Here is a 19,967-nt window from a genome sequence, read left to right on the forward strand (position 1 = left end):
CCGGGCGGGCGCCGGGGCCCCTTCCGCGTCACGGGACCGACTTGACTGTGCGGGCCACCCGTCGTCAGCCTGACTCCATGCCTTCGGAACTCCTCCGCCCCCGGCGGGCACCCGGCGCCCCGGCGGCCGCCGTGCACGCCGTGCGCGCGCGCCGGCCGGGCCGGTGAGCCGCGAACCCGCTCGTCAGCTCCCGCCCAAGGACAGTTCCCTGACGGCCACCTCCGACCTCGGCGCACCCCGGCTCGCCTCGCCCGAGCTGTTGCGTTCCGTCTTCCGCAAGCACGCGGCGGGCGTCGCCGTGATCACCGCGCGCGGCCGGGGCGGCCCGGTCGGCTTCACCGCCACCTCGCTCGCCTCCGTCTCCGCCGAGCCCCCGATGCTGTCCTTCGCCGTCGGGACGGGGAGCTCCAGCTGGCCCGCGATCGCGGCGGGCGGCCATGTCGGGGTGCACGTGCTCGGGGAGCACCAGCAGGAGCTGGCGGCGACCTTCGCGCGCAGCGGCGCCGACCGGTTCGGCCCGGCCACCGCCTGGCGGGAGGGGCCCGAGGGCGTCCCCGTGCTGGACGACGTGCCGGCCTGGATGGTGTGCCGGGTGGTGGCCCGGGTGCCCGCCGGTGACCACCGGATCGTCGTGGCCGAGGTCCTGCTCGGCGACCCCACCGGCCGCGGCCGTCCGCTCCTCTACCACCAGGGACGCTTCAACGGCCTGCGCGACTGAGCCGGGGTCCGCCCTGCTCGCGGGCCCGTCCGGTTCCGGTTACGCTGCGTTGCGAAGGTCACAGTTCAAAGCGCTTGCTTAGCGGGCAGGAACTGGATGTACTGACGAGTAATATCCTGGTCGGAGCGCAGGTCGACCCGACCGGGACCGCCCTCTTCAGGCGCCTATGCTGCCTGGAGGCAGCCAGCCAGAAATGACGATGCAGTAGGAGAGCCGGCGTGAGCTTGAGGATCGTTGTCACCGTGAAGTACGTGCCCGACGCCACTGGCGACCGGCACTTCGCCGATGACCTGACCGTCGACCGGGACGACGTGGACGGTCTGCTCTCCGAGCTGGACGAGTACGCGGTCGAGCAGGCGCTCCAGATCTCGGAGAACTCCGACGACGACGTGGAGATCACCGTCCTGACCGTGGGTCCGGAGGACGCCAAGGACGCCCTGCGCAAGGCGCTGTCCATGGGCGCGGACAAGGCGATCCACGTCGAGGACGACGACCTGCACGGCACCGACGCCATCGGCACCTCCCTGGTCCTGGCCAAGGCGATCGAGAAGGCCGGTTACGACCTGGTCATCTCCGGCATGGCCTCCACCGACGGCACCATGGGCGTCGTCCCCGCCCTGCTCGCCGAGCGCCTCGGCGTCCCGCAGGTCACCCTGCTCTCCGAGGTCTCCGTCGAGGACGGCACGGTCAAGGGCCGCCGTGACGGCGACGCCGCCTCCGAGCAGCTCGAGGCCTCCCTCCCCGCGGTCGTGTCGGTCACCGACCAGTCGGGCGAGGCGCGCTACCCGTCGTTCAAGGGCATCATGGCGGCCAAGAAGAAGCCGGTTCAGTCCTGGGACCTGTCCGACCTCGACATCGACGAGGACGAGGTCGGTCTGGAGAACGCCTACACCACGGTCGACGCCGCGACCGAGCGTCCGGCCCGCACGGCGGGCACGATCGTCAAGGACGAGGGCGAGGGCGGCAAGCAGCTCGCCGAGTTCCTCGCGAGCCAGAAGTTCATCTGAGCCGCTGGTTTTCGCTGACCGCCCCTCATACTTCGCAAGCAGGAGAGAAGAAGTCCCATGGCTGAAGTTCTCGTCTACGTCGACCACGTGGACGGTGCCGTCCGCAAGCCCACCCTGGAGCTGCTGACCCTCGCCCGCCGCATCGGCGAGCCCGTCGCCGTCGCGCTGGGCAACGGGGCCGCGGACACCGCCGCCACGCTCGCCGAGCACGGCGCGGCCCGCGTCCTGACGCACGAGGCCGCCGAGTACGCCGACTACCTGGTCGTGCCGAAGGTGGACGCCCTCCAGGCCGCCCACGAGGCCGTCTCCCCGGCCGCCGTGCTGGTGCCGTCCTCCGCCGAGGGCAAGGAGATCGCCGCCCGTCTGGCGCTGCGTCTCGGTTCCGGCATCATCACCGACGCCGTCGACCTGGAGTCCGGCGACGAGGGCCCGGTGGCCACCCAGTCGGTGTTCGCCGCGTCCTACACCACCAAGTCCCGTGTCTCCAAGGGCACCCCGGTCATCACGGTCAAGCCGAACTCGGCCGCCGTGGAGGCCGCCCCGGCCGCCGGTGCGGTCGAGGCCCTGTCGGTGACCTTCTCCGCCGCCGCGACCGGCACCAAGGTCACCGGCCGCACGCCGCGCGAGTCGACCGGGCGTCCGGAGCTGACCGAGGCCGCGATCGTCGTCTCCGGCGGCCGCGGTGTCAACGGCGCGGAGAACTTCGCGATCATCGAGGCGCTCGCCGACTCGCTCGGCGCGGCCGTCGGTGCCTCGCGCGCCGCCGTCGACGCCGGCTGGTACCCGCACACCAACCAGGTCGGCCAGACCGGCAAGTCCGTCTCGCCGCAGCTCTACATCGCCTCCGGCATCTCGGGTGCGATCCAGCACCGCGCCGGCATGCAGACCTCGAAGACCATCGTGGCCGTCAACAAGGACGCCGAGGCCCCGATCTTCGAGCTGGTCGACTACGGCGTCGTCGGCGACCTGTTCGCCGTCGTCCCGCAGCTGACCGAGGAGATCAAGGCCCGCAAGGGCTGATCCGCCCCGCCCGCACGAGGCCCCCGCGACCACACCGGCCGCGGGGGCCTCGCTCTGTCGCGGGCGCCGCACGGGCCGGTGAGACTGAGGGTGTTGACCGGCGGGGGACGGCCCGATAGCGTCATTTCAACGAATTGTTGATTCCGTATCGCGGAATAACGGGAGGGTGTGGGATGGGACAGGGGCAGCAGGAGCGGGTGACGACGAGCCTGCCGGACGCCGTCACCGAGGAGATCGGCGCCTCCCTCGCACCGGTCGACGCCGAACTGGAGCGCCGCTACCCCGGAGACCCCGGCACCCGCCAGCCCGTCCACACCGTCTACGTCCCCGCCGACGACTTCACCGCCGGCACCCCTCGCCTCTGGGGCGACCGGGCACTCGCCGCGCTCGACGAACACGCCCCCGACGCCGCCGCCTTCGCCGCCGTCCTCGGCCTGGACGAGGCGCTGGCCGACGACGTGTACGGCCGCGTCCGCGCCAAGCTGGAGCGCGAGCCGGTCGAGGACCTGCGCGTCGACTTCGAGGACGGCTACGGCAACCGCCCCGACGCCGAGGAGGACGAGGCCGCGGCCCGCGCCGCACGGCTGATCGCCGAGACCCACGCCGCCGGCACCGCGGCCCCGTACACGGGCATCCGCATGAAGTGCCTGGAGGCCGCCGTCCGCGACCGGGGCATCCGCACCCTCGACATCTTCCTCACCGGCCTCGTGGAAGCCGGCGGCCTGCCCGGCGGACTCGTGCTCACCCTGCCCAAGGTCACCTACGCCGAGCAGGTCACCGCCATGGCCCGGCTCCTCGACGCCTTCGAGGGGACCCACGGCCTCGAACCGGGCCGGATCGGCTTCGAGATCCAGATCGAGACCAGCCAGTCCATCCTCGCCGCCGACGGCACCGCCACCGTCGCCCGCATGATCCGGGCCGCCGAGGGCCGCGCCACCGGACTGCACTACGGCACCTTCGACTACAGCGCCTGCCTCGGCGTCTCCGCCGCGCACCAGGCGAGCGACCACCCGGCCGCCGACCACGCCAAGGCCGTCATGCAGGTCGCCGCCGCCGGCACCGGCGTACGCGTCTCGGACGGCTCCACCAACGTGCTGCCCGTCGGCCCGGCCGAGCGGGTCCACGACGCCTGGCGCCTGCACTACGGACTGACCCGCCGCGCCCTCGCCCGCGCCTACTACCAGGGCTGGGACATGCACCCCGGCCACCTCCCCACCCGCTACGCGGCCGTCTTCGCCTTCTACCGCGAGGGCTTCGAACAGGCCGCCGCCCGCCTGGCCCGGTACGCCGGCCGGGCCGGCGGCGACGTCATGGACGAGCCCGCCACCGCCAAGGCCCTCGCCGGGTACCTGCTGCGCGGCCTGGACTGCGGCGCCCTGGACACCGCCGAAGTCGCCCGGCTCACCGGACTGACCCGTGCGGACCTGGAGGGCTTCGCCGCGCCGCGCCGCGGCGGGCTGACGGCCTCCGCGCAGTAGTCCCGGCCGGATCCGCCCCCCGCGCCCCTTAGGCTGTACGCCACGTACGGTCAGTGGTGTCACAGGAACGGGGCAACGGTGTCGACGGGGGAGTACGGACAGGCGGACGGGACCGGTCGGCTGCTGGTCGGCCGCTACCGGATCACCGCGCAACTCGGGCGCGGCGGAATGGGCGTGGTCTGGAAGGCGCTGGACGAGGTCCTGGGCCGCGAGGTGGCGGTCAAGGAACTGCGCACCTACACCGATGCCGCCGGGTCCGAACTGGCCGACCTCGGACTGCGCATGCAGCGCGAGGCACGCGCGGCGGCCCGGGTGCGCCATCCCGGCGTCATCGCCGTGCACGACATCGCCGAGGTGGACGGCCGCCCGCTGATCGTCATGGAACTGATCGACGGGCCCTCCCTCGACGACGTGCTCCGCGACCGCGGCACCCTCGACGCCCGTGAGGCCGCCCGGATCGGCGCCGAGGTGATGGACGCGCTGGCCGCCGCGCACCGGGCCGGGGTGCTGCACCGCGACGTCAAACCCGGCAACATCCTGCTCGACCGCTCGGGCCGGATCGTGCTCACCGACTTCGGCATCGCCACCATGGAGGATCCCGGCGACGGCTCGGCGACCCACCTCACCCGCAGCGGCGAGATCGTCGGCTCCCTCGACTACCTGGCCCCCGAGCGCGCCCAGGGCGCCGTCCCCGGACCGGCCTCCGACGTCTGGGCGCTGGGCGCCACGCTCTTCGCGGCCGTGGAGGGCGCCTCGCCGTTCCGCCGCACCTCGACGTTCTCCACCCTCACCGCGATCGTCTCCGAACCGCTCCCCGAGTCCCACCGGGCCGGACCGCTCGCCCCCGTCCTCGCCCTGCTGATGGACAAGCGGCCCGAGTTCCGCCCGGAGGCCGCCCAGGCACGCGAACTCCTCGAAGCCGTCGCCTCCGGCGCGGACACACCGACGACCACGCTGCGCCGCCCCGTGCCCCCGCCCGACCGCACCGAGACCGAGCGCGGCGTCCCGGCGGTGCCACCGGGCTTCGGGCCGCCGCAGGCGCCGGGGCCCGCCTCCGCCGCCGCGGGCGCCCACCCGGCCCCCGACCCGGGCACCGCGCCCACCGGCCGCATGGGCCCGCCCACGGGATCCCGCCGCAGGGGCCGCGCCCTGATCGCCGCCGCGGCCGTCACCGTCGTCCTGGCCGCGGCCTCCGTGACGGCCGCCGTACTCAACTCCCAGGACGGCACCCGTACGGACACCGGCACGGGCGGCGCCCGTACCGGCGCCCCCGCGTCCCCCGCCCCCTCCGGCGACACCGACGCCGGACGCCGCATGAGCCCCGGGCCGGGCGGGGAGAAGAGCGCCGCACCCTCCGAGGAGCCCGACGAGAAGGACGGGACGGAGGACACCCCCACCGACCGTCCCGCCACCGACCGCACGGAGAAGACCCCGGACGGCACCACCCCCGACGACGGCGAGGGCGACGACGGCGGCGCGACCACGGCCGCCCCGGTCTGCCACTCCATCGGCGACGGCAAGTACAACTGCCAGGTCTGGCGCACCGCCACGTCGTACACCGCGTCCGGCACCCGGGCCGGCACCCTCAACGCGGGCACCAACTACTTCTACTGCCAGCAGAACCTGGGCCGCCGCGAGACCCACGGCGAGTGGACCAATGTCTGGTGGGCCCGCACCGACGACGACAGTGGCAACACCGGCGTCTGGATCAGCGACGTCTACATCAAGGGCGGCGCCAACGACGCCCCCGTGCCCGGGCTTCCGTACTGCTGAGACACCACGTACCGCTCCAGACCGCAGGCGGTCGCCATCCCCTGACCGGCGAACAGCCGGGTGCCCCGCGCGCACAGCCCCAGGTCGGCGCGGGCCCGCGCGCAGAACTCCTCGGGGGAGTCGCCGAACAGCTCCCGCAGCCCGGGCGAGTCGGCGAGCAGGCCGGTGAGCAGCGCCCGCTGGCCCGGATGGGGACGCGGCCTGCCGTCGCCGTCGTGCAGGACGCCGTGGCGGTTGACGTACACGTACGCGCCCGGGAGCGCGGAGCCGTCGGCGAGTTCGATCCGCACGTCGGGCGCGGGCAGCCAGGCGCGGTGGAAGTTGCCGTCCGCCCGCGGCACGCCCTCGCTCGCGTCGATCGCCCTGAGCTGCCGGGCGTCGAGCCAGAGGACGAACAGCTCCCGCTCCCCGTGCGGCGCGGCGACCGGCGAGTTCGACACGTACCCCATGCGGCTGACGTGCGCCGAGACGCCGATGCCGACGCCGGTCACCCGGGCCCGGACCATCGGGACCGGCGTGATGATCCCGGACTCGGCCATCTTCAGCCGCAGCTGGCCGGGGCAGGCGTTGGAGCCGACGGCGAGCACCGGCGCGCGGTCCTCGTGGACCAGCCGGTCCAGCGGCAGGAACCGCTCCCCGTCGAGCAGTCCCGACTCGCGCGGCCACGCGCCCGGATAGAGCAGCGGATGCTCGCGCGGCGCCTTGTCCAGGCCCAGCGTCCGCAGGGTGCGGTCCTCCTCCACCGGCACCGCCCGCTCAGTCCGCCGGGGGCAGCTCGCCGGAGCCGCGGGTGATCAGCCGGGTGGGGATCACGATGCGCTCCGGGGTGAGCAGCGTGCCGTCCAGTTGACGGAACAGGCGCTCGGCGGCGGTACGGCCGAGCGTCGCCGCGTCCTGGGCGACGACCGTGACACCCGGCTGGAGGAGGTCGGCCAGCTCGATGTCGTCGAAACCGACGAGGGCGACCCGGCGCGCCTGGGCGGCGAGCACCCGGATCACGGTGACCGTCACGCGGTTGTTGCCCGTGAAGATCGCGGTGACCGGGTCCGGTCCGGCGAGCATCTCCTCGGCCGCCCGGCGCACCCGCTCCGGACCGGTGATCCCGAGCGACATCCAGGAGTCGTGCACCGGTATCCCGGCGTCCTCCATGGCGGTCCGGTAGCCGCGCAGCCGCTCGGCGGCCGTGTGGATGCGGGGCATGTCGCCGATGAAGCCGATCCTGCGGTGGCCGTGCGCGATGAGGTGGGCGACGCCGTCGCGGGCACCGCCGAAGTTGTCCGACACCACGACGTCCGCGTCGATGTGCCCGGCGGGCCGGTCCACGAAGACGGTGGCGACGCCCGCCTTGATCTCCGGCTCCAGGTAGCGGTGGTCGTCGCCGGCCGGGATCACCACCAGCCCGTCCACCCGGCGGGCGCACAGAGCCAGCACCAGCTCCTGCTCGCGGTCGGCGTCCTCCGCGCTGGAGCCGTTGATCAGCAGGGCGCCGTGCGCGCGGGCCACCTCCTCGACCGCCCGGCTCAGCGGCCCGTAGAACGGGTCGGCGAGGTCCTCCAGGACCAGGCCGATGCTGGCGGTGCGGCCCTTGCGCAGCACCCGGGCGCTGTCGTTGCGGCGGAAGCCCAGTGCCTCGATCGCCTCCTGGACGCGGCGCTCGGTCTCCGGTGTGACCCCGGGTTCACCGTTGACCACCCGGGAGACCGTCTTGAGCCCGACCCCGGCCCGGGCGGCCACGTCCTTCATCGTGGGACGGTTGCCGTAACGGTTCCCGGGGAGGCGGTCGGTGCGGCGGGTCGTCTCCGGCACGGTGCGGTGTCCTTGTCCTGTCGGCCACGGGGATGCGTAGGTCCATGGGGTTGTATGAGGATGTGGCGTCGAGCATAGAGCCTGGACAACGTTGTCAGACTCGGGAGACACTGTCCAGCGCACACTCCGGCCTGCACCTCACCGCTCGATGGGGCCGCTGTCCCTGCCCCGTGTGTTGCCTCCTGGTCGCACATGGTCGTTCCCAGGGTTTTTCGACGTTTTCTGATGCTTGACGGGGAGTCCGACACTGATGCACACCGACCTCGTGGCCGCGCTCGACATCGGCGGCACCAAGATCGCCGGCGCGCTGGTGGACCGCCAGGGCCGGATCCTGGTCCGCGCCCAGCGGCCCACGCCCGCGCGAGAGGACGGCGAGACCGTGATGACGGCGGTCGACGCGGTGCTCGGCGAGCTCACCGCGTCCCCGCTGTGGCGGCGGGCCGGTGCGGTGGGCATCGGCAGCGCGGGTCCCGTGGACGCCTCCGCCGGCACGGTGAGCCCGGTGAACGTCCCCGGCTGGCGCGACTACCCGCTCGTCGCCCGGGTCCGGGCCGCGGCCGGGGGCCTGCCCGTGGAGCTGATCGGCGACGGCGTGGCCATCACGGCCGCCGAACACTGGCAGGGCGCCGCCCGGGGCCACGACAACGCGCTGTGCATGGTCGTCTCCACCGGGGTCGGCGGCGGACTGGTGCTCGGCGGCAGGCTGCACCCCGGGCCCACCGGGAACGCGGGACACATCGGTCACATCAGCGTGGACCTCGACGGCGACCTGTGCCCGTGCGGCGCCCGCGGCTGTGTGGAACGCATCGCGAGCGGCCCCAACATCGCCCGTCGCGCCCTGGAGCACGGCTGGCGGCCCGGCCCGGACGGCGACACCTCCGCCGCCGCGGTGGCCGCCGCCGCCCGCGCCGGGGACCCGGTGGCCGTGGCGTCCTTCGAGCGGGCGGCCAGGGCACTGGCCGCGGGCATCGCGGCCACCGCGACGCTCGTCGAGATCGACATCGCCGTGGTCGGCGGGGGCGTGGGCAAGGCGGGCGAGGTCCTCTTCGCGCCCCTGCGCCGGGCCCTGGCGGAGTTCGCCACCCTGTCCTTCGTCCAGCGCCTCGCGGTGACCCCGGCGCAGATGGGCACCGACGCGGGCCTGGTGGGCGCCGCGGCGGCGGCGCTGACCCGGAGCACGGACGCGGCGGTCGCGGGGGTGTGAGGGCCCGGGACCGCCGGCGCGACCGCACGGGGCGATCCCCGGCAAGCCGTGCGTGACCCCGGGGCGGCTTCGGCAGTTGAGCGGGGCATGAAGAAGCGCAGCATGCTCGCCATCGCCTCCCTCGCCACCGGTTTCGTCGTCGCGGCGATCACCCCGTCCCACGCGCTCGGTGAGAGCGTCGTCGGTCTCGGCGTCGACGACACCCTGGAGACCGTCGACCGGACCGTCGCCGAGGACAACACCCTGGCCGTGGACGTCGACCGGGACGACCGCGACTGAGCGTTCCACGGCGGTGCCCCGCGGCGCCGGTGTCCCTCGGTGAGAGGGCACCGGCGCCGCTCTCACGCGTTCTCAACCGAAGCTGGTTTTCGTGGCAGGGTGGAGCGGGCAAGCCACAGGGGGCCAACAGAAGAGGGGGAACCGTGATCGTCTGGATCAACGGCGCGTTCGGTGCGGGAAAGACCACCACCGCGCGCGAACTGATCGAGCTGATCCCGAACAGCACGCTCTTCGACCCCGAGGTCATCGGCGGAGCGCTGGACCAGCTGCTTCCGCCCAAGCGCCTCGCCGAGGTCGGCGACTTCCAGGACCTCCCGGTCTGGCGACGACTCGTGATCGACACGGCGGCCGCGATGCTCGCCGAACTGGGCGGGACCCTCGTGGTGCCCATGACCCTGCTGCGCCAGGAGTACCGCGACGAGATCTTCGGCGGACTCGCCGCCCGCCGCATTCCGGTCAGGCACGTCCTCCTCGCTCCGGCGGAAACGATCCTGCGGGAGCGAATAGCCGGCCGGGAGGTCCCCGCCGGCCTCTCCGACGGCGACCTGCGCGTCCGCCAGTGGTCGTACGACCACATCGAGCCGTACAAGGCGGCCCTCGCCGCCTGGCTCACCGCCGACGCCTACCCGATCGACACCGGCGCCCTCACCCCGTACGCCGCGGCCCTGCGGATCGCCGAGGCGGTCGGCAGCGGGGAGGCGCCCGCCTGCGACATCGTGCAGACGCCCGAGCCCACCGGGGAGACGGTCGCCGCCGGTGTGCTCCTCTTCGACGAGCAGGACCGGGTGCTGCTGGTCGACCCGACCTACAAGGCGGGCTGGGAGTTCCCCGGCGGGGTCGTGGAACGCGGTGAGGCCCCCGCCCGGGCGGGGATGCGCGAGGTCGCCGAGGAGACCGGGATCCGCCTCGACGACGTACCGGCGCTCCTCGTCGTCGACTGGGAACCGCCCGCGCCGCCGGGGTACGGCGGTCTGCGGCTGCTCTTCGACGGCGGCCGGCTCGACGCCGCGGACACCGGGCGGCTGCTGCTGCCCGGGCCGGAACTGCGCGGCTGGCGCTTCGTGACCGAGGCCGAGGCCGCCGACCTGCTGCCCCCCGTCCGCTACGAACGGCTGCGCGGGGCGCTGCGGGCACGGGAACGCGGGAAGGCGATGTACCTGGAGGCCGGGGTCCCGGTCGGCTGAAGGCCTCACCGGCGCCCGCCGGTCAGCGTCCCGCCGCACCCTCCCCGTCGGCGCGGGAGGCGTCCTCGGCCGCCGCCCGCAGCGCCCGCGCCGCCCCGGCGGTCACCGGGTCGCCGTGCCCGAAGCAGGCCACCTCCGCGCCCAGGGCGGCCAGCCGGTGGCAGGCGGTGAGGACCGCGCCCCGGTCGAGGTTGAACACGCCCGGCATCACCGCGCCGTCCACGGGGGAGGCGGCGACCGTGTCCCCGGTGAACAGCACGCCGTGCCGGGGCAGATGGAGCGCGATGCTGCCGTGCGTGTGCCCGGGGACGTGCACGACATGTGCCCCGCCGCCCAGGCCGAGTACGTCGCCGTCGTCCAACTCCGTGACCGCGCCGGGGTGTTCGAAGTCCGGCGGAGGCAGCAGCCGCACCGCCCGCTCGTGCAGCGGGCGTTCCCAGTCCTCGAAGACCGGCGGCGGGCCGGGCACCTCGCCGCGCACGTGCGGCGCGTCCAGCCGGTGGGCCAGCACCTCGGCACCGGTGAGCGCCGCCACCTCGGCCGCTCCGCCCGCGTGGTCCTCGTGGAAGTGGGTGAGGACGACGCGGTGCACGTCCCGCGGATGCCGGCCGAGGGCGGCCAGGGCCCGGGCGATCGGCGCGCCGGAACCCACCGGGCCCGCGTCGATCAGGGTCAGTCCGCCGGCACCGCCTTCGCGGCCGTCGTGCCAGAGGTAGGCCTGGCCGACCGGGAAGCGCAGGAGGTGCAGACGGGGGAGGAGCGCGATGACGTTCATGGCACGACCGTAGGACGGGGACCCCTCCGCCGGACGGCCGCTCTGCCGAGGGCAGAGCGGCGCACCGCCCCGACGGTCAGCTCGCGTTGGCCGCGTAGGTGCGCAGGAACAGCGCCTCCGCCACCGACAGCCGCTCCAGCTCCTCCGGGGAGACGCTCTCGTTCACCGCGTGGATACAGGCCTCCGGCTCGCTCAGACCGATGAGCAGGATCTCCGCCTTCGGATAGAGCGCGGCGAGGGTGTTGCACAGCGGGATCGAGCCGCCCTGACCGGCGTACTGCATCTCCTGGCCCGGGTACGCCACCGCCATCGCGTCGGCCATGGCCTGGTAGGCCGGGCTGGTGGTGTCCGCGCGGAACGCCTGTCCCTGACCGATCTGCTCGGTGCTCACCCGCGCGCCCCACGGCGTGTGCGTCTCCAGGTGGGCCCGCAGCAGCCCGGTCGCCTCGGCCGCGTCCACACCCGGCGGCACCCGCAGGCTGATCAGCGCGCGGGCGCTCGCCTGCACGGACGGCGTGGCGCCGACCACCGGCGGGCAGTCGATGCCGAGCACGGTGACCGCGGGCCGCGCCCAGATGCGGTCGGCGACCGTGCCGGAACCGATCAGCTCCACGCCGTCGAGCACCTTGGCGTCCTTGCGGAACTGCTCGGCGTCGTACTGCAGCCCGTCCCAGGCGCTGTCGCCGCTCAGCCCTTCGACGGTGGTGGAGCCGTCCTCGGCGCGCAGCGAGTCCAGGACCCGCACCAGCGCGGCCAGCGCGTCGGGCGCGGCACCGCCGAACTGGCCGGAGTGCAGGTTGCCCTCCAGGGTGTCGACGCGCACCCGCACCAGCGTCATGCCCCGCAGCGTGGAGGTGACCGTCGGCAGACCGACGCGGAAGTTGCCCGCGTCGCCGATGACGACGGTGTCGGCCTCCAGCAGCTCGGGGTGCTCCTCGGCGTACCGCTCCAGACCGCCGGTGCCCTGCTCCTCCGAGCCCTCCACGATCACCTTGACGTGCACGGGGACGCCGCCGTCGGCCTTCAGCGCGCGCAGCGCCAGCAGGTGCATGATGACGCCGCCCTTGCAGTCGGCGGCACCGCGCCCGTACCAACGGCCGTCCCGCTCGGTCAGCTCGAAGGGCGGGGTGGTCCAGCCCGCCTCGTCCAGCGGCGGCTGCACGTCGTAGTGGGCGTACAGCAGTACGGTCTTCGCGCCCTCCGGCCCGGGCAGGTACCCGTACACCGACTGCGTGCCGTCCGGGGTGTCGAGCAGCGCCACGTCCTGGAAGCCCTCGGCGGTCAGCGCGTCCGCGATCCAGCGCGCGGCCCCCTCGCTCTCCTCGCGCGGGAACTGGCCGAAGTCCGCCACCGACTTGAAGGCCACCAGTTCGGTGAGCTCCTCCTTCGCCCTGGGCATCAGCGAGGCGACGGTCGCGGCGACCGGATTCGACGACATGGGCACGCTCCTTGTGGGTGCGACGTTGTACTTCTGCGTACTTCTCGGTACGAGATGATCGTGCGGTGTGCGTGAGGACCGCGTGTACGTGGCACTCACACCGCCGATCCTCCCACAGTGGCCCACGGTGACCGCCGCCGTAGGATGCGGGGGACAAGAGCGGCAGGCGGCTGGATCGGGAGCAGTAGACCATCGTGAGCAGCGAGAACTCTTCGGCGGACGACGTGCGGCAGGTGTGGGACGTCGTCGTGGTGGGCGCGGGACCCGCGGGGGCCTCGGCCGCCTACGCGGCGGCGGTCGCGGGGCGGCGCGTGCTGTTGCTGGAGAAGGCGGAGCTGCCCCGCTACAAAACGTGCGGCGGCGGCATCATCGGCCCCTCGCGCGACGCGCTCCCGCCCGGCTTCGAGCTTCCGCTCAAGGACCGGGTGCACGCGGTGACGTTCTCGAACAACGGCCGCTTCAGCCGCACCCGCCGTTCCCGGCAGATGATGTTCGGGCTGATCAACCGGCCCGAGTTCGACCAGCAGCTGGTGGAGCACGCGCAGAAGGCGGGTGCCGAGCTGCGCACCGGCGTCGCCGTGCAGCGGGTCGAGCAGCACGGCTCGGCGGTGCCGGACCGGCGCTCGGTCGCCGTCGTCCTCCAGGGCGGCGAGACGGTGCTCGCGCGGGCCGTGGTCGGCGCGGACGGCAGCGCGGGCCGGATAGGGGCGCACGTCGGGGTCAAGGTGGACCAGGTCGATCTGGGCCTGGAGGCGGAGATCCCGGTGCCGGAGACCGTCGCGGAGGACTGGAAGGGCCGGGTGCTCATCGACTGGGGCCCCATGCCGGGCAGTTACGGCTGGGTCTTCCCCAAGGGCGACACGCTCACCGTCGGCGTGATCTCGCGGCGCGGTGAAGGCGCCGCCACCAAGCGGTACTTGGAGGACTTCATCGGGCGGCTCGGCCTCGCGGGCTTCGAACCGAGCATCTCGTCGGGCCACCTGACCCGCTGCCGCGCCGACGACTCGCCGCTCTCGCGCGGCCGGGTGCTGGTGTGCGGGGACGCGGCCGGGCTGCTGGAGCCGTGGACCCGCGAGGGCATCTCCTTCGCGCTGCGCTCGGGCCGGCTGGCGGGGGAGTGGGCGGTGCGGATCGCCGAGGCGCACGACGCGGTGGACACCCGGCGGCAGGCGCTGAACTACGCCTTCGCCGTCAAGGCGGGCCTCGGCGTGGAGATGAGCGTCGGCAAGCGGATGCTGGCGGCGTTCGAGCGGCGCCCCGGAGTGTTCCACGCGGTCCTCACCGGTTTCCGCCCGGCCTGGAAGGCGTTCAAGGACATCACGCAGGGCTCGACGACGCTCGGCGAACTGGTCCGCACCCACCCGCTGGCCCACCGGGCCCTGATGGCGCTGGACCGGCGTCCCGCCGACGTCCCGGAGGAAGCCGGCTCCTGACCGCCCCGCCCGGCGCGGGAGACCCGGGCTCTCCCGGACGGGCCGGCGCGCGGCCGGTCCCCGGTGGGACGGTGCGCGGCCCGGTCGGCGTACTTCGCCGGGAGTACGCGTGATCACCACGCCGGGCTGACGCCACCCGGGGCGTGCGGCGTCTAGCGTGGCGGACATGGACGAGCAGCGTGGACCCGGTGGCGGGCCGCCCGGGCGGTGGCGCCGGGGGCGGCCGCCCCGGTGGTGGCGGCACGGTCCGCCCGGACGGAGCCGCTGGACCGACGAGGGTTACGGGGCCCGCGAGGGCGACGGCGGGGGCGGCGAGGATCGGCGCCCCCGGTGGCCGTGGCGCTCCACCGTGCTGCTGACGGCCTTCGTCATGCTCGGAACCCACTTCGCGGACCACGCCCAGGACGGCGAGCGGGTCCCCCTGGACCCCTTCGCGCGGGTGCTGGTGTTCGGGGCGGGGGCGATGCTGCTGTGGCGCGGGCGTCACCCCGTCGCCGTGGTGTCCGGCACGGTCGCCGCCGTCCTGCTCTACGTGGGGGCCGGCTACCCGTACGGGCCGGTGTTCCTCACCGTCGTGGTGGCCTGCTTCAGCGCCGTCCTGTCCGGGCGGCGGCACGCCACCTGGGCGGTGATGGGGGCGCTGTGGGCGGGCCACGCGCTGATCGGCCACGTGCTGTACCGGTGGCTGCCGCCGTCGGGCGACGGGCCCTCCTCCTGGAACCAGGACCTCGTGATCGCCACCTGGGTGGTGGCGCTCCTGGCGGTGTCGGAACTGGCCCGGACCCGCCGTGAGCAGTGGGCCCGGGAACGCGCCGAGCGCGCCCAGGCGGCGCGGCGGCGCGCGGACGAGGAGCGGCTGCGGATCGCCCGGGAGCTGCACGACGTGCTCGCGCACAGCATCTCCGTCATCAATGTGCAGGCGGGCGTCGGTCTCGCCCTCCTGGACACCGACCCGGAGCAGGCGCGCACCGCGCTCACCACCATCAAGGCCAAGAGCAAGGAGGCGCTCGGCGAGGTGCGTCAGGTGCTCGACACCCTGCGCGCGCCCGGCGCGGCGCCGCGCACCCCGGCGCCCGGCCTGGACCGGCTGCCCGAGCTGGTGGAGCAGGCCGCGAGCGCGGGCCTCACGGTGACGGTCGAGGGGCGGCCGCCCGAACTGCCACCCGGCGCGGACCTGGCCGCCTTCCGCATCGTCCAGGAGGCCCTCACCAACGTCGTACGGCACTCGGGTTCGCGCGAGGCGCGGGTGCGCATCGAGCAGGACGGGGGCCGGCTGCGGCTGCGCGTCGACGACGACGGGCCCGCCACCGGGGCCGACGCGGGAGGCAGCGGGAACGGGCTGGCCGGGATGCGGGAGCGGGCCGCCGCGCTGGATGGCACCATCGAGGCGGGCCCGCGTCCCGGCGGCGGGTTCCGGGTGCTCGCCGTACTGCCGCTCGACGTCAAGGAGGACCGGTGATCCGCGTACTGCTCGCCGACGACCAGTCACTGGTCCGCGCGGGGTTCCGCGCGCTGCTGGACGCGCAGCCGGACATCGAGGTGGCGGGGGAGGCGTCCGACGGCGAGGAGGCCGTGCGCCTGATCCGTGAACTCCGCCCCGACGTGGTGCTGATGGACATCCGCATGCCCGCGCTCGACGGCCTGGCCGCGACCCGGCGGGTCACCGGGGACGCGGAGCTGGGGGAGGTGAAGGTGGTCATGCTGACCACCTTCGAGCTGGACGAGTACGTCTTCGAGGCGATCCGCTCGGGAGCCTCGGGCTTCCTGGTCAAGGACACCGAGCCGGAGGAACTGCTGCGCGCGGTGCGGGCGGTGGTCGACGGCGACGCGCTGCTCTCGCCCGGGGTGACCCGCCGGCTGATCGCCGAGTTCGCGGCCCGCTCCAAGGAACCGGCGGCGGTGGGCGCCCTGGCCGGGCTCACCGAGCGGGAGCGGGAGGTGATGGCCCTGGTCGGCATCGGGCTGTCCAACGAGGAGATCGCCCGCCGCCTGGTCGTCAGCCCGCTCACCGCCAAGACCCACGTCAGCCGCACCATGGTGAAACTGGGCGCCCGCGACCGGGCCCAACTGGTGGTCCTGGCCTACGAGTCGGGCTTGGTCCGCCCGGGCTGGCTGGGCTGACCGGCCCGCCGGAACCGCACCAGCACGGCGACCGAAGGTGAGCGCGAGGCCGATCACGGGTCATGCGTGCGGATCGAATGCATGCGCATTTAATTCCGGTGCAATGAACCGGCTTCTCTGCTACGGTGCGCCCATGGCGGCGACCCAGGCCGAACAGGCGCTCGTGCGACGGTGGCGGGACGTGCTGGCGCTGCATGCGCGCACCCAGTGCGAGATCGACCGCGCCCTGCACGGACACGGCCTGTGCGCCAGCGACTTCGAGGTGCTCGACATCCTCGCGCAGAGTGCCGGATCGGGCGGATGCTCCTACCGCGTCCAGGAGATCTCCGAGCGCGTCCACCTGAGCCAGAGCGCGCTGTCCCGGCTGATCGCCCGGCTGGAGAAGGAGGGCCTCGTCGAGCGCGGGATGTGCGCGGAGGACCGGCGGGGGGTCCGGGTGGTGCTCTCGGAGAAGGGGCGCGCCCTGCACGGCGAGTTGCTGCCGGTGCAGCGCGAGGTGCTGGCCCGGATGCTCTCCGACGGCTGAGCGACGCCGGAACCCCCGCGTGGCTCTCAGGTCACGGCGGAGGTGTCCCGCCAGAGGGCGGCGAGAGCCGGGTCGCCCGATATCCGCGGCACCGGCCGCCGGTTCCACAGCGCCAGGTACAACTCCTCGGCGGGCCCGGCCAGTTCGCACTCCGCCTCCGCGTCCGCGCCCCGGGTGGTCACGGGCGGCTCCTGGGACAGGCGTACGGTCCACACCGCGTCCGCGTCGGTCGCGCGGACCCGCAGGACCCGGGGCGCCGCGGTGCGCACCCGGCTCCTCGGCCGCGCGTGGAAGCCGCGCAGCAGCTCGTCGACGCCGTCCACGGCGAAGTCCGTGGCGGTCGGCGCCGGCGTGCCACCGCGGGCCGACTCGGCGTCATACCGGTGGACGGCGGTCTCGTGCGCCTGGCGGCGGGCCCAGAACGCCGGCGCGGAGGGCGATCCGGGCAGGAAGGTGAAGCACTCCACGTCGGGTGCCGCGCCGGCCAGGGTCTCCAGCAGGCGGCGGTGGCTGTTGCGGTACCAGGTCACGAGCTCGGCGCCGTCCAGCTCGGGGTGGTCGTCCATCGGGCGGGGCGCGACGTGCCGGTCGGCGACGAAGGCCGCGGCCCACCGGTGCACCACACCGGTGTGCCGCAGCAGGTCCCGCACCCGCCACCCCGGGCAGGTGGGGACCACGGTGTCCGTACCGGCCTCCGCCGCGGCGGAGGCCAGCAACCGGCCCTCTCTCTCCAGGCTTCCCAGGAACCAGGCAGTGTCCATGCCCAGGAGTCTGCCGTACGGACCGCCCGCCCGGGCCGTCGTCGACGAGGCGGGCGGCCCCGCGGCCGGATGGACGGTCCCGTGCACAGCCGTCCCTAGGTGTACTGCCTAGGGCAGCGGCGTCCCGCCCGTCGCGTTGACGATCTCGGCGGTGATGTACGACGCCTCCTGGGAGGCGAGGAAGACGTACGCCGGAGCCATCTCGGCCGGCTGGGCCGGGCGCCCGATGGGCGCCTGCTTGCCGAACTCCGTGGTGTCCGGCAGCGTCGCCGGGATCAGCGGCGTCCACACCGGCCCCGGGGCCACGGCGTTGACCCGGATGCCCCGCTCGATCAGCATCTGCGCGAGACCCTGGGTGAACGTGACGATGGCGCCCTTGGTGGTGGCGTAGTCCAGCAGGTGCGGGCTCGGCTTGTAGGCCTGCACCGACGTGGAGTTGATGATGCTGCCGCCCTCCGGCATGTGCGGCAGGGCCAGCTTGCACAGCCAGAACATGCCGTACAGGTTGGTGCGCATCACCCGGTCGAACTGCTCCGTGGAGATCGCCTCGATGCCGTCCGGCTGCGACATCTGGTACGCCGCGTTGTTCACCAGGATGTCGATCCGGCCGAACTCGGAGACCGCCCGGTCGACCAGCGCCCGGCAGTTCTCCTCCTCCCGCACGTCGCACGCGACGGGCACGGCCCGCCGGCCGGCCTCCTCCACCCACCGCACGGTCTCGGCGGCGTCGTCCTTCTCGCCGTCCAGGTGCGTGAAGAGGACGTCGGCCCCCTCGCGGGCGAACGCCAGGGCGACCGCCCGCCCGATCCCCGAGTCCCCGCCCGTGATCACGGCCTTGCGGTCCGCCAGCCGCCCGCTGCCCCGGTAGGTCTCCTCACCGTGGTCCGGGGGCGGGTCCATGGGACCGGTCCAGCCGGGATGCGGCTGGTCCTGGGACGGGAAGTCGGGGGTCGGATGCCGCTCGGCGGGATTCTGCTGCTCGGTCACGGTCTCTCCCGGGTTCCGGTTGCTCGGTCGCCGCGTCCGCCGGCGGACGGCGGGCGCGGACAACCGGGTACCCCGGCCCCGGGCCATTGATCCGGACCATCGAGGAGACCGTGCGGAGGTGCCGCTCCTCAGTCGGCGTGCGCACGGCGCGTGGCGAACCCGATGAGCGTGGCCACCGCGGCCAGCGCCGCCACGCTGGTCAGCGCCAGCGGCAGACTGAACCAGTCCGCCATGAAACCGATCGCGGGCGGACCGAGGAGCATGCCGCCGTAGCCGAGGGTGGAGGCGGTCGCCACCCCGGCGGCGCCCGCGAGGGCCCCCGCCCGCTCCACGGCCACGGGGAAGAGGTTGGCCAGGCCGATGCCGGTGACCGCGTAGCCGAGCAGGGCCGCCCACAGGGAGGGCGCGAGCGCGCCGAGCAGCATGCCGGCGGCCGCGGTGGAACCGCCCGCGAGGACCGTACGGGTCCGGCCCAGCCGTTCGAGCAGCGTCGTACCGGTGAGCCGCCCGACCGTCATGGCGAGCGCGAAGCACGCGTACCCGACGGCCGCCGCGCCCGGCGAGGCGCCGAGGTCCTGCTCCAGGTGGAGCGCGCCCCAGTCGGCCAGCGCCCCCTCGCCGTACGCGGTGCACAGCGCGATGAGCCCGAAGACGAACACCAGCGCGCGGGTACGGCGGTCCAGCCGGCGCGGGGCGCCCCGCTCGGACCGCCGCCCGTCCGCCGGGGTCAGCGGCTCGCACCGCATCAGCGCCCGCCCCGCGACCGCCGTGACCAGCAGTCCGACGACCGCGAGCCCCCACAGATGCCGGGTCGGCGACAGGGAGCCGGCGACCAGGGCGCCCAGCCCCGCACCGACCATGCCGCCCAGGCTGAACGCGGCGTGGAAGCTGGGCATCACGGGCCGGCCCAGCGCGGCCACCAGATCGACGGCGGCGCTGTTGAAGGCGACGTTGATGCCGCCGTACGCCGCGCCGAACAGCAGCAGGACGGCGCCGAGGGAGAGGGCGGAATGCGTCAGCGGGGGCAGGCCGACGCTCAGGCAGAGCAGGACCGCGCAGACGACGGTGACGAGATGACTGCCGTAGCGGCGGCACAGGCGGCCGGTGAGCGTCATCGTGACCACGGCCCCGGCGGAGACGCCGAGCAGGGCGAGGCCGAGGGTGCTCGCGGAGGCGCCGGTCTGCTCCTTGACGGCCGGGATGCGCACGACCCAGCCGGAGAAGACGAAGCCGTCGAGGGCGAAGAAGGCGGTCAGGGCGAGACGGAGGCGGACGAGGTCGGGACCCGGCACCACACTGTGCGAACGGGTTTTGTTTATCGGCGGCACAAACTCAGGCTAGGGGTGCGCACGGCCCGGGGCAAGGGCGCCGCCGGGGCGGAGCGGGCAGGGGAGCGGGACGGCCGGAGACCGCCGCGGGGGTGGTGCCGTTAACCCGTGTGAACGTCCCGGATGGTG

General features: G+C 74.2%; 19 protein-coding genes. 12 read left to right on the forward strand and 7 right to left on the reverse strand.

The window, feature by feature from the left end; translation table 11 throughout:
• The first annotated feature begins 208 nt into the window (after positions 1-208).
• From FHX78_RS31005 to FHX78_RS31025, 5 genes are all read left to right on the forward strand, one after another.
• Entirely contained in the window at positions 209-718 is a 510-nt protein-coding gene (locus tag FHX78_RS31005) for a flavin reductase family protein (RefSeq protein ID WP_145872228.1), read from the forward strand.
• 218 nt (positions 719-936) lie between these two features.
• Entirely contained in the window at positions 937-1,725 is a 789-nt protein-coding gene (locus FHX78_RS31010) for an electron transfer flavoprotein subunit beta/FixA family protein (RefSeq protein WP_145870696.1), read from the forward strand.
• 57 nt (positions 1,726-1,782) lie between these two features.
• Positions 1,783-2,745 (forward strand): electron transfer flavoprotein subunit alpha/FixB family protein, encoded by a 963-nt coding sequence (locus tag FHX78_RS31015; protein ID WP_145870697.1) that lies wholly within the window; start codon positions 1,783-1,785, stop codon positions 2,743-2,745.
• A 173-nt stretch (positions 2,746-2,918) separates the two neighbouring features.
• Entirely contained in the window at positions 2,919-4,223 is a 1,305-nt protein-coding gene (locus tag FHX78_RS31020) for a DUF6986 family protein (RefSeq protein ID WP_145870698.1), read from the forward strand.
• Between the two features lie 78 nt (positions 4,224-4,301).
• Positions 4,302-5,996 carry a serine/threonine-protein kinase gene (locus FHX78_RS31025; protein ID WP_145870699.1) on the forward strand — a complete coding sequence of 565 codons (1,695 nt, stop codon included), beginning with the start codon at positions 4,302-4,304 and terminating at the stop codon, positions 5,994-5,996.
• Here FHX78_RS31025 and FHX78_RS31030 read toward each other — a convergent pair.
• Positions 5,942-6,745, reverse strand: a complete 804-nt coding sequence (locus FHX78_RS31030) for a hypothetical protein (RefSeq protein ID WP_145870700.1) — start codon at positions 6,743-6,745, stop codon at positions 5,942-5,944. The genes FHX78_RS31025 and FHX78_RS31030 overlap by 55 nt on opposite strands.
• A gap of 7 nt (positions 6,746-6,752) precedes the next feature.
• Positions 6,753-7,802: a LacI family DNA-binding transcriptional regulator gene (locus tag FHX78_RS31035; RefSeq protein WP_145870701.1), complete on the reverse strand. Its 1,050-nt coding sequence runs from the start codon at positions 7,800-7,802 to the stop codon at positions 6,753-6,755.
• 250 nt (positions 7,803-8,052) lie between these two features.
• Here FHX78_RS31035 and FHX78_RS31040 point away from each other — a divergent pair, with 250 nt between their 5' ends.
• The 3 genes from FHX78_RS31040 (at position 8,053) to FHX78_RS31050 (ending at position 10,469) form a co-directional block, all read left to right on the forward strand.
• Positions 8,053-9,006 (forward strand): ROK family protein, encoded by a 954-nt coding sequence (locus FHX78_RS31040; protein WP_145870702.1) that lies wholly within the window; start codon positions 8,053-8,055, stop codon positions 9,004-9,006.
• Between the two features lie 87 nt (positions 9,007-9,093).
• Complete coding sequence (locus FHX78_RS31045; RefSeq protein WP_145870703.1) at positions 9,094-9,285, forward strand: hypothetical protein; 192 nt, start codon at positions 9,094-9,096, stop codon at positions 9,283-9,285.
• 143 nt (positions 9,286-9,428) lie between these two features.
• Positions 9,429-10,469, forward strand: a complete 1,041-nt coding sequence (locus tag FHX78_RS31050) for an NUDIX hydrolase (protein WP_145870704.1) — start codon at positions 9,429-9,431, stop codon at positions 10,467-10,469.
• A gap of 22 nt (positions 10,470-10,491) precedes the next feature.
• Here the strand turns inward: FHX78_RS31050 and FHX78_RS31055 are convergent, their stop codons facing one another.
• Both FHX78_RS31055 and FHX78_RS31060 read right to left on the reverse strand, forming a co-directional pair.
• On the reverse strand, positions 10,492-11,244 hold the full coding sequence (locus tag FHX78_RS31055) for an MBL fold metallo-hydrolase (protein ID WP_145870705.1): 753 nt from the start codon (positions 11,242-11,244) through the stop codon (positions 10,492-10,494).
• Between the two features lie 76 nt (positions 11,245-11,320).
• Positions 11,321-12,682 (reverse strand): dipeptidase, encoded by a 1,362-nt coding sequence (locus tag FHX78_RS31060; protein ID WP_145870706.1) that lies wholly within the window; start codon positions 12,680-12,682, stop codon positions 11,321-11,323.
• Positions 12,683-12,876: 194 nt separating this feature from the next.
• On the opposite strand from FHX78_RS31060, the gene FHX78_RS31065 reads away from it, so the two are divergent.
• From FHX78_RS31065 to FHX78_RS31080, 4 genes are all read left to right on the forward strand, one after another.
• Entirely contained in the window at positions 12,877-14,115 is a 1,239-nt protein-coding gene (locus FHX78_RS31065; protein WP_145870707.1) for a geranylgeranyl reductase family protein, read from the forward strand.
• Positions 14,116-14,272: 157 nt separating this feature from the next.
• The gene (locus FHX78_RS31070) at positions 14,273-15,574 is read left to right on the forward strand and encodes a sensor histidine kinase (RefSeq protein ID WP_425282236.1); all 1,302 of its coding nucleotides are present in this window, start codon (positions 14,273-14,275) and stop codon (positions 15,572-15,574) included.
• Positions 15,571-16,236: a response regulator gene (locus tag FHX78_RS31075; RefSeq protein ID WP_145870709.1), complete on the forward strand. Its 666-nt coding sequence runs from the start codon at positions 15,571-15,573 to the stop codon at positions 16,234-16,236. The genes FHX78_RS31070 and FHX78_RS31075 overlap by 4 nt, the downstream gene beginning before the upstream one ends.
• Positions 16,237-16,369: 133 nt before the next feature.
• A complete protein-coding gene (locus FHX78_RS31080) occupies positions 16,370-16,762 on the forward strand; it encodes a MarR family transcriptional regulator (protein WP_145870710.1) in 393 nt (130 codons plus the stop codon).
• Positions 16,763-16,788: 26 nt separating this feature from the next.
• On the opposite strand, the gene FHX78_RS31085 is transcribed toward FHX78_RS31080, so the two are convergent.
• The 3 genes from FHX78_RS31085 to FHX78_RS31095 all read right to left on the reverse strand — a co-directional run bounded on the left by FHX78_RS31085 (position 16,789) and on the right by FHX78_RS31095 (position 19,802).
• Positions 16,789-17,523: a maleylpyruvate isomerase family mycothiol-dependent enzyme gene (locus tag FHX78_RS31085; RefSeq protein WP_145870711.1), complete on the reverse strand. Its 735-nt coding sequence runs from the start codon at positions 17,521-17,523 to the stop codon at positions 16,789-16,791.
• Between the two features lie 108 nt (positions 17,524-17,631).
• Positions 17,632-18,510, reverse strand: a complete 879-nt coding sequence (locus FHX78_RS31090; RefSeq protein WP_145870712.1) for an SDR family oxidoreductase — start codon at positions 18,508-18,510, stop codon at positions 17,632-17,634.
• Positions 18,511-18,638: 128 nt separating this feature from the next.
• Complete coding sequence (locus FHX78_RS31095; RefSeq protein WP_145870713.1) at positions 18,639-19,802, reverse strand: MFS transporter; 1,164 nt, start codon at positions 19,800-19,802, stop codon at positions 18,639-18,641.
• Between the last annotated feature and the right edge of the window lie 165 nt (positions 19,803-19,967).

This window comes from Streptomyces capillispiralis, from assembly GCF_007829875.1.
Taxonomy (GTDB): Bacteria; Actinomycetota; Actinomycetes; order Streptomycetales; family Streptomycetaceae; genus Streptomyces; species Streptomyces capillispiralis.

Bases quoted from the DNA above. Each gene is read 5' to 3' on its own strand.
- FHX78_RS31015 (WP_145870697.1), top strand. From the start codon at position 1,783: ATGGCTGAAGTTCTCGTCTACGTCGACCACGTGGACGGTGCCGTCCGC.
- FHX78_RS31020 (WP_145870698.1), top strand. From the start codon at position 2,919: ATGGGACAGGGGCAGCAGGAGCGGGTGACGACGAGCCTGCCGGACGCC.
- FHX78_RS31040 (WP_145870702.1), top strand. From the start codon at position 8,053: ATGCACACCGACCTCGTGGCCGCGCTCGACATCGGCGGCACCAAGATC.
- FHX78_RS31045 (WP_145870703.1), top strand. From the start codon at position 9,094: ATGAAGAAGCGCAGCATGCTCGCCATCGCCTCCCTCGCCACCGGTTTC.
- FHX78_RS31055 (WP_145870705.1), bottom strand. From the start codon at position 11,244: ATGAACGTCATCGCGCTCCTCCCCCGTCTGCACCTCCTGCGCTTCCCG.
- FHX78_RS31060 (WP_145870706.1), bottom strand. From the start codon at position 12,682: ATGTCGTCGAATCCGGTCGCCGCGACCGTCGCCTCGCTGATGCCCAGG.
- FHX78_RS31080 (WP_145870710.1), top strand. From the start codon at position 16,370: ATGGCGGCGACCCAGGCCGAACAGGCGCTCGTGCGACGGTGGCGGGAC.
- FHX78_RS31085 (WP_145870711.1), bottom strand. From the start codon at position 17,523: ATGGACACTGCCTGGTTCCTGGGAAGCCTGGAGAGAGAGGGCCGGTTG.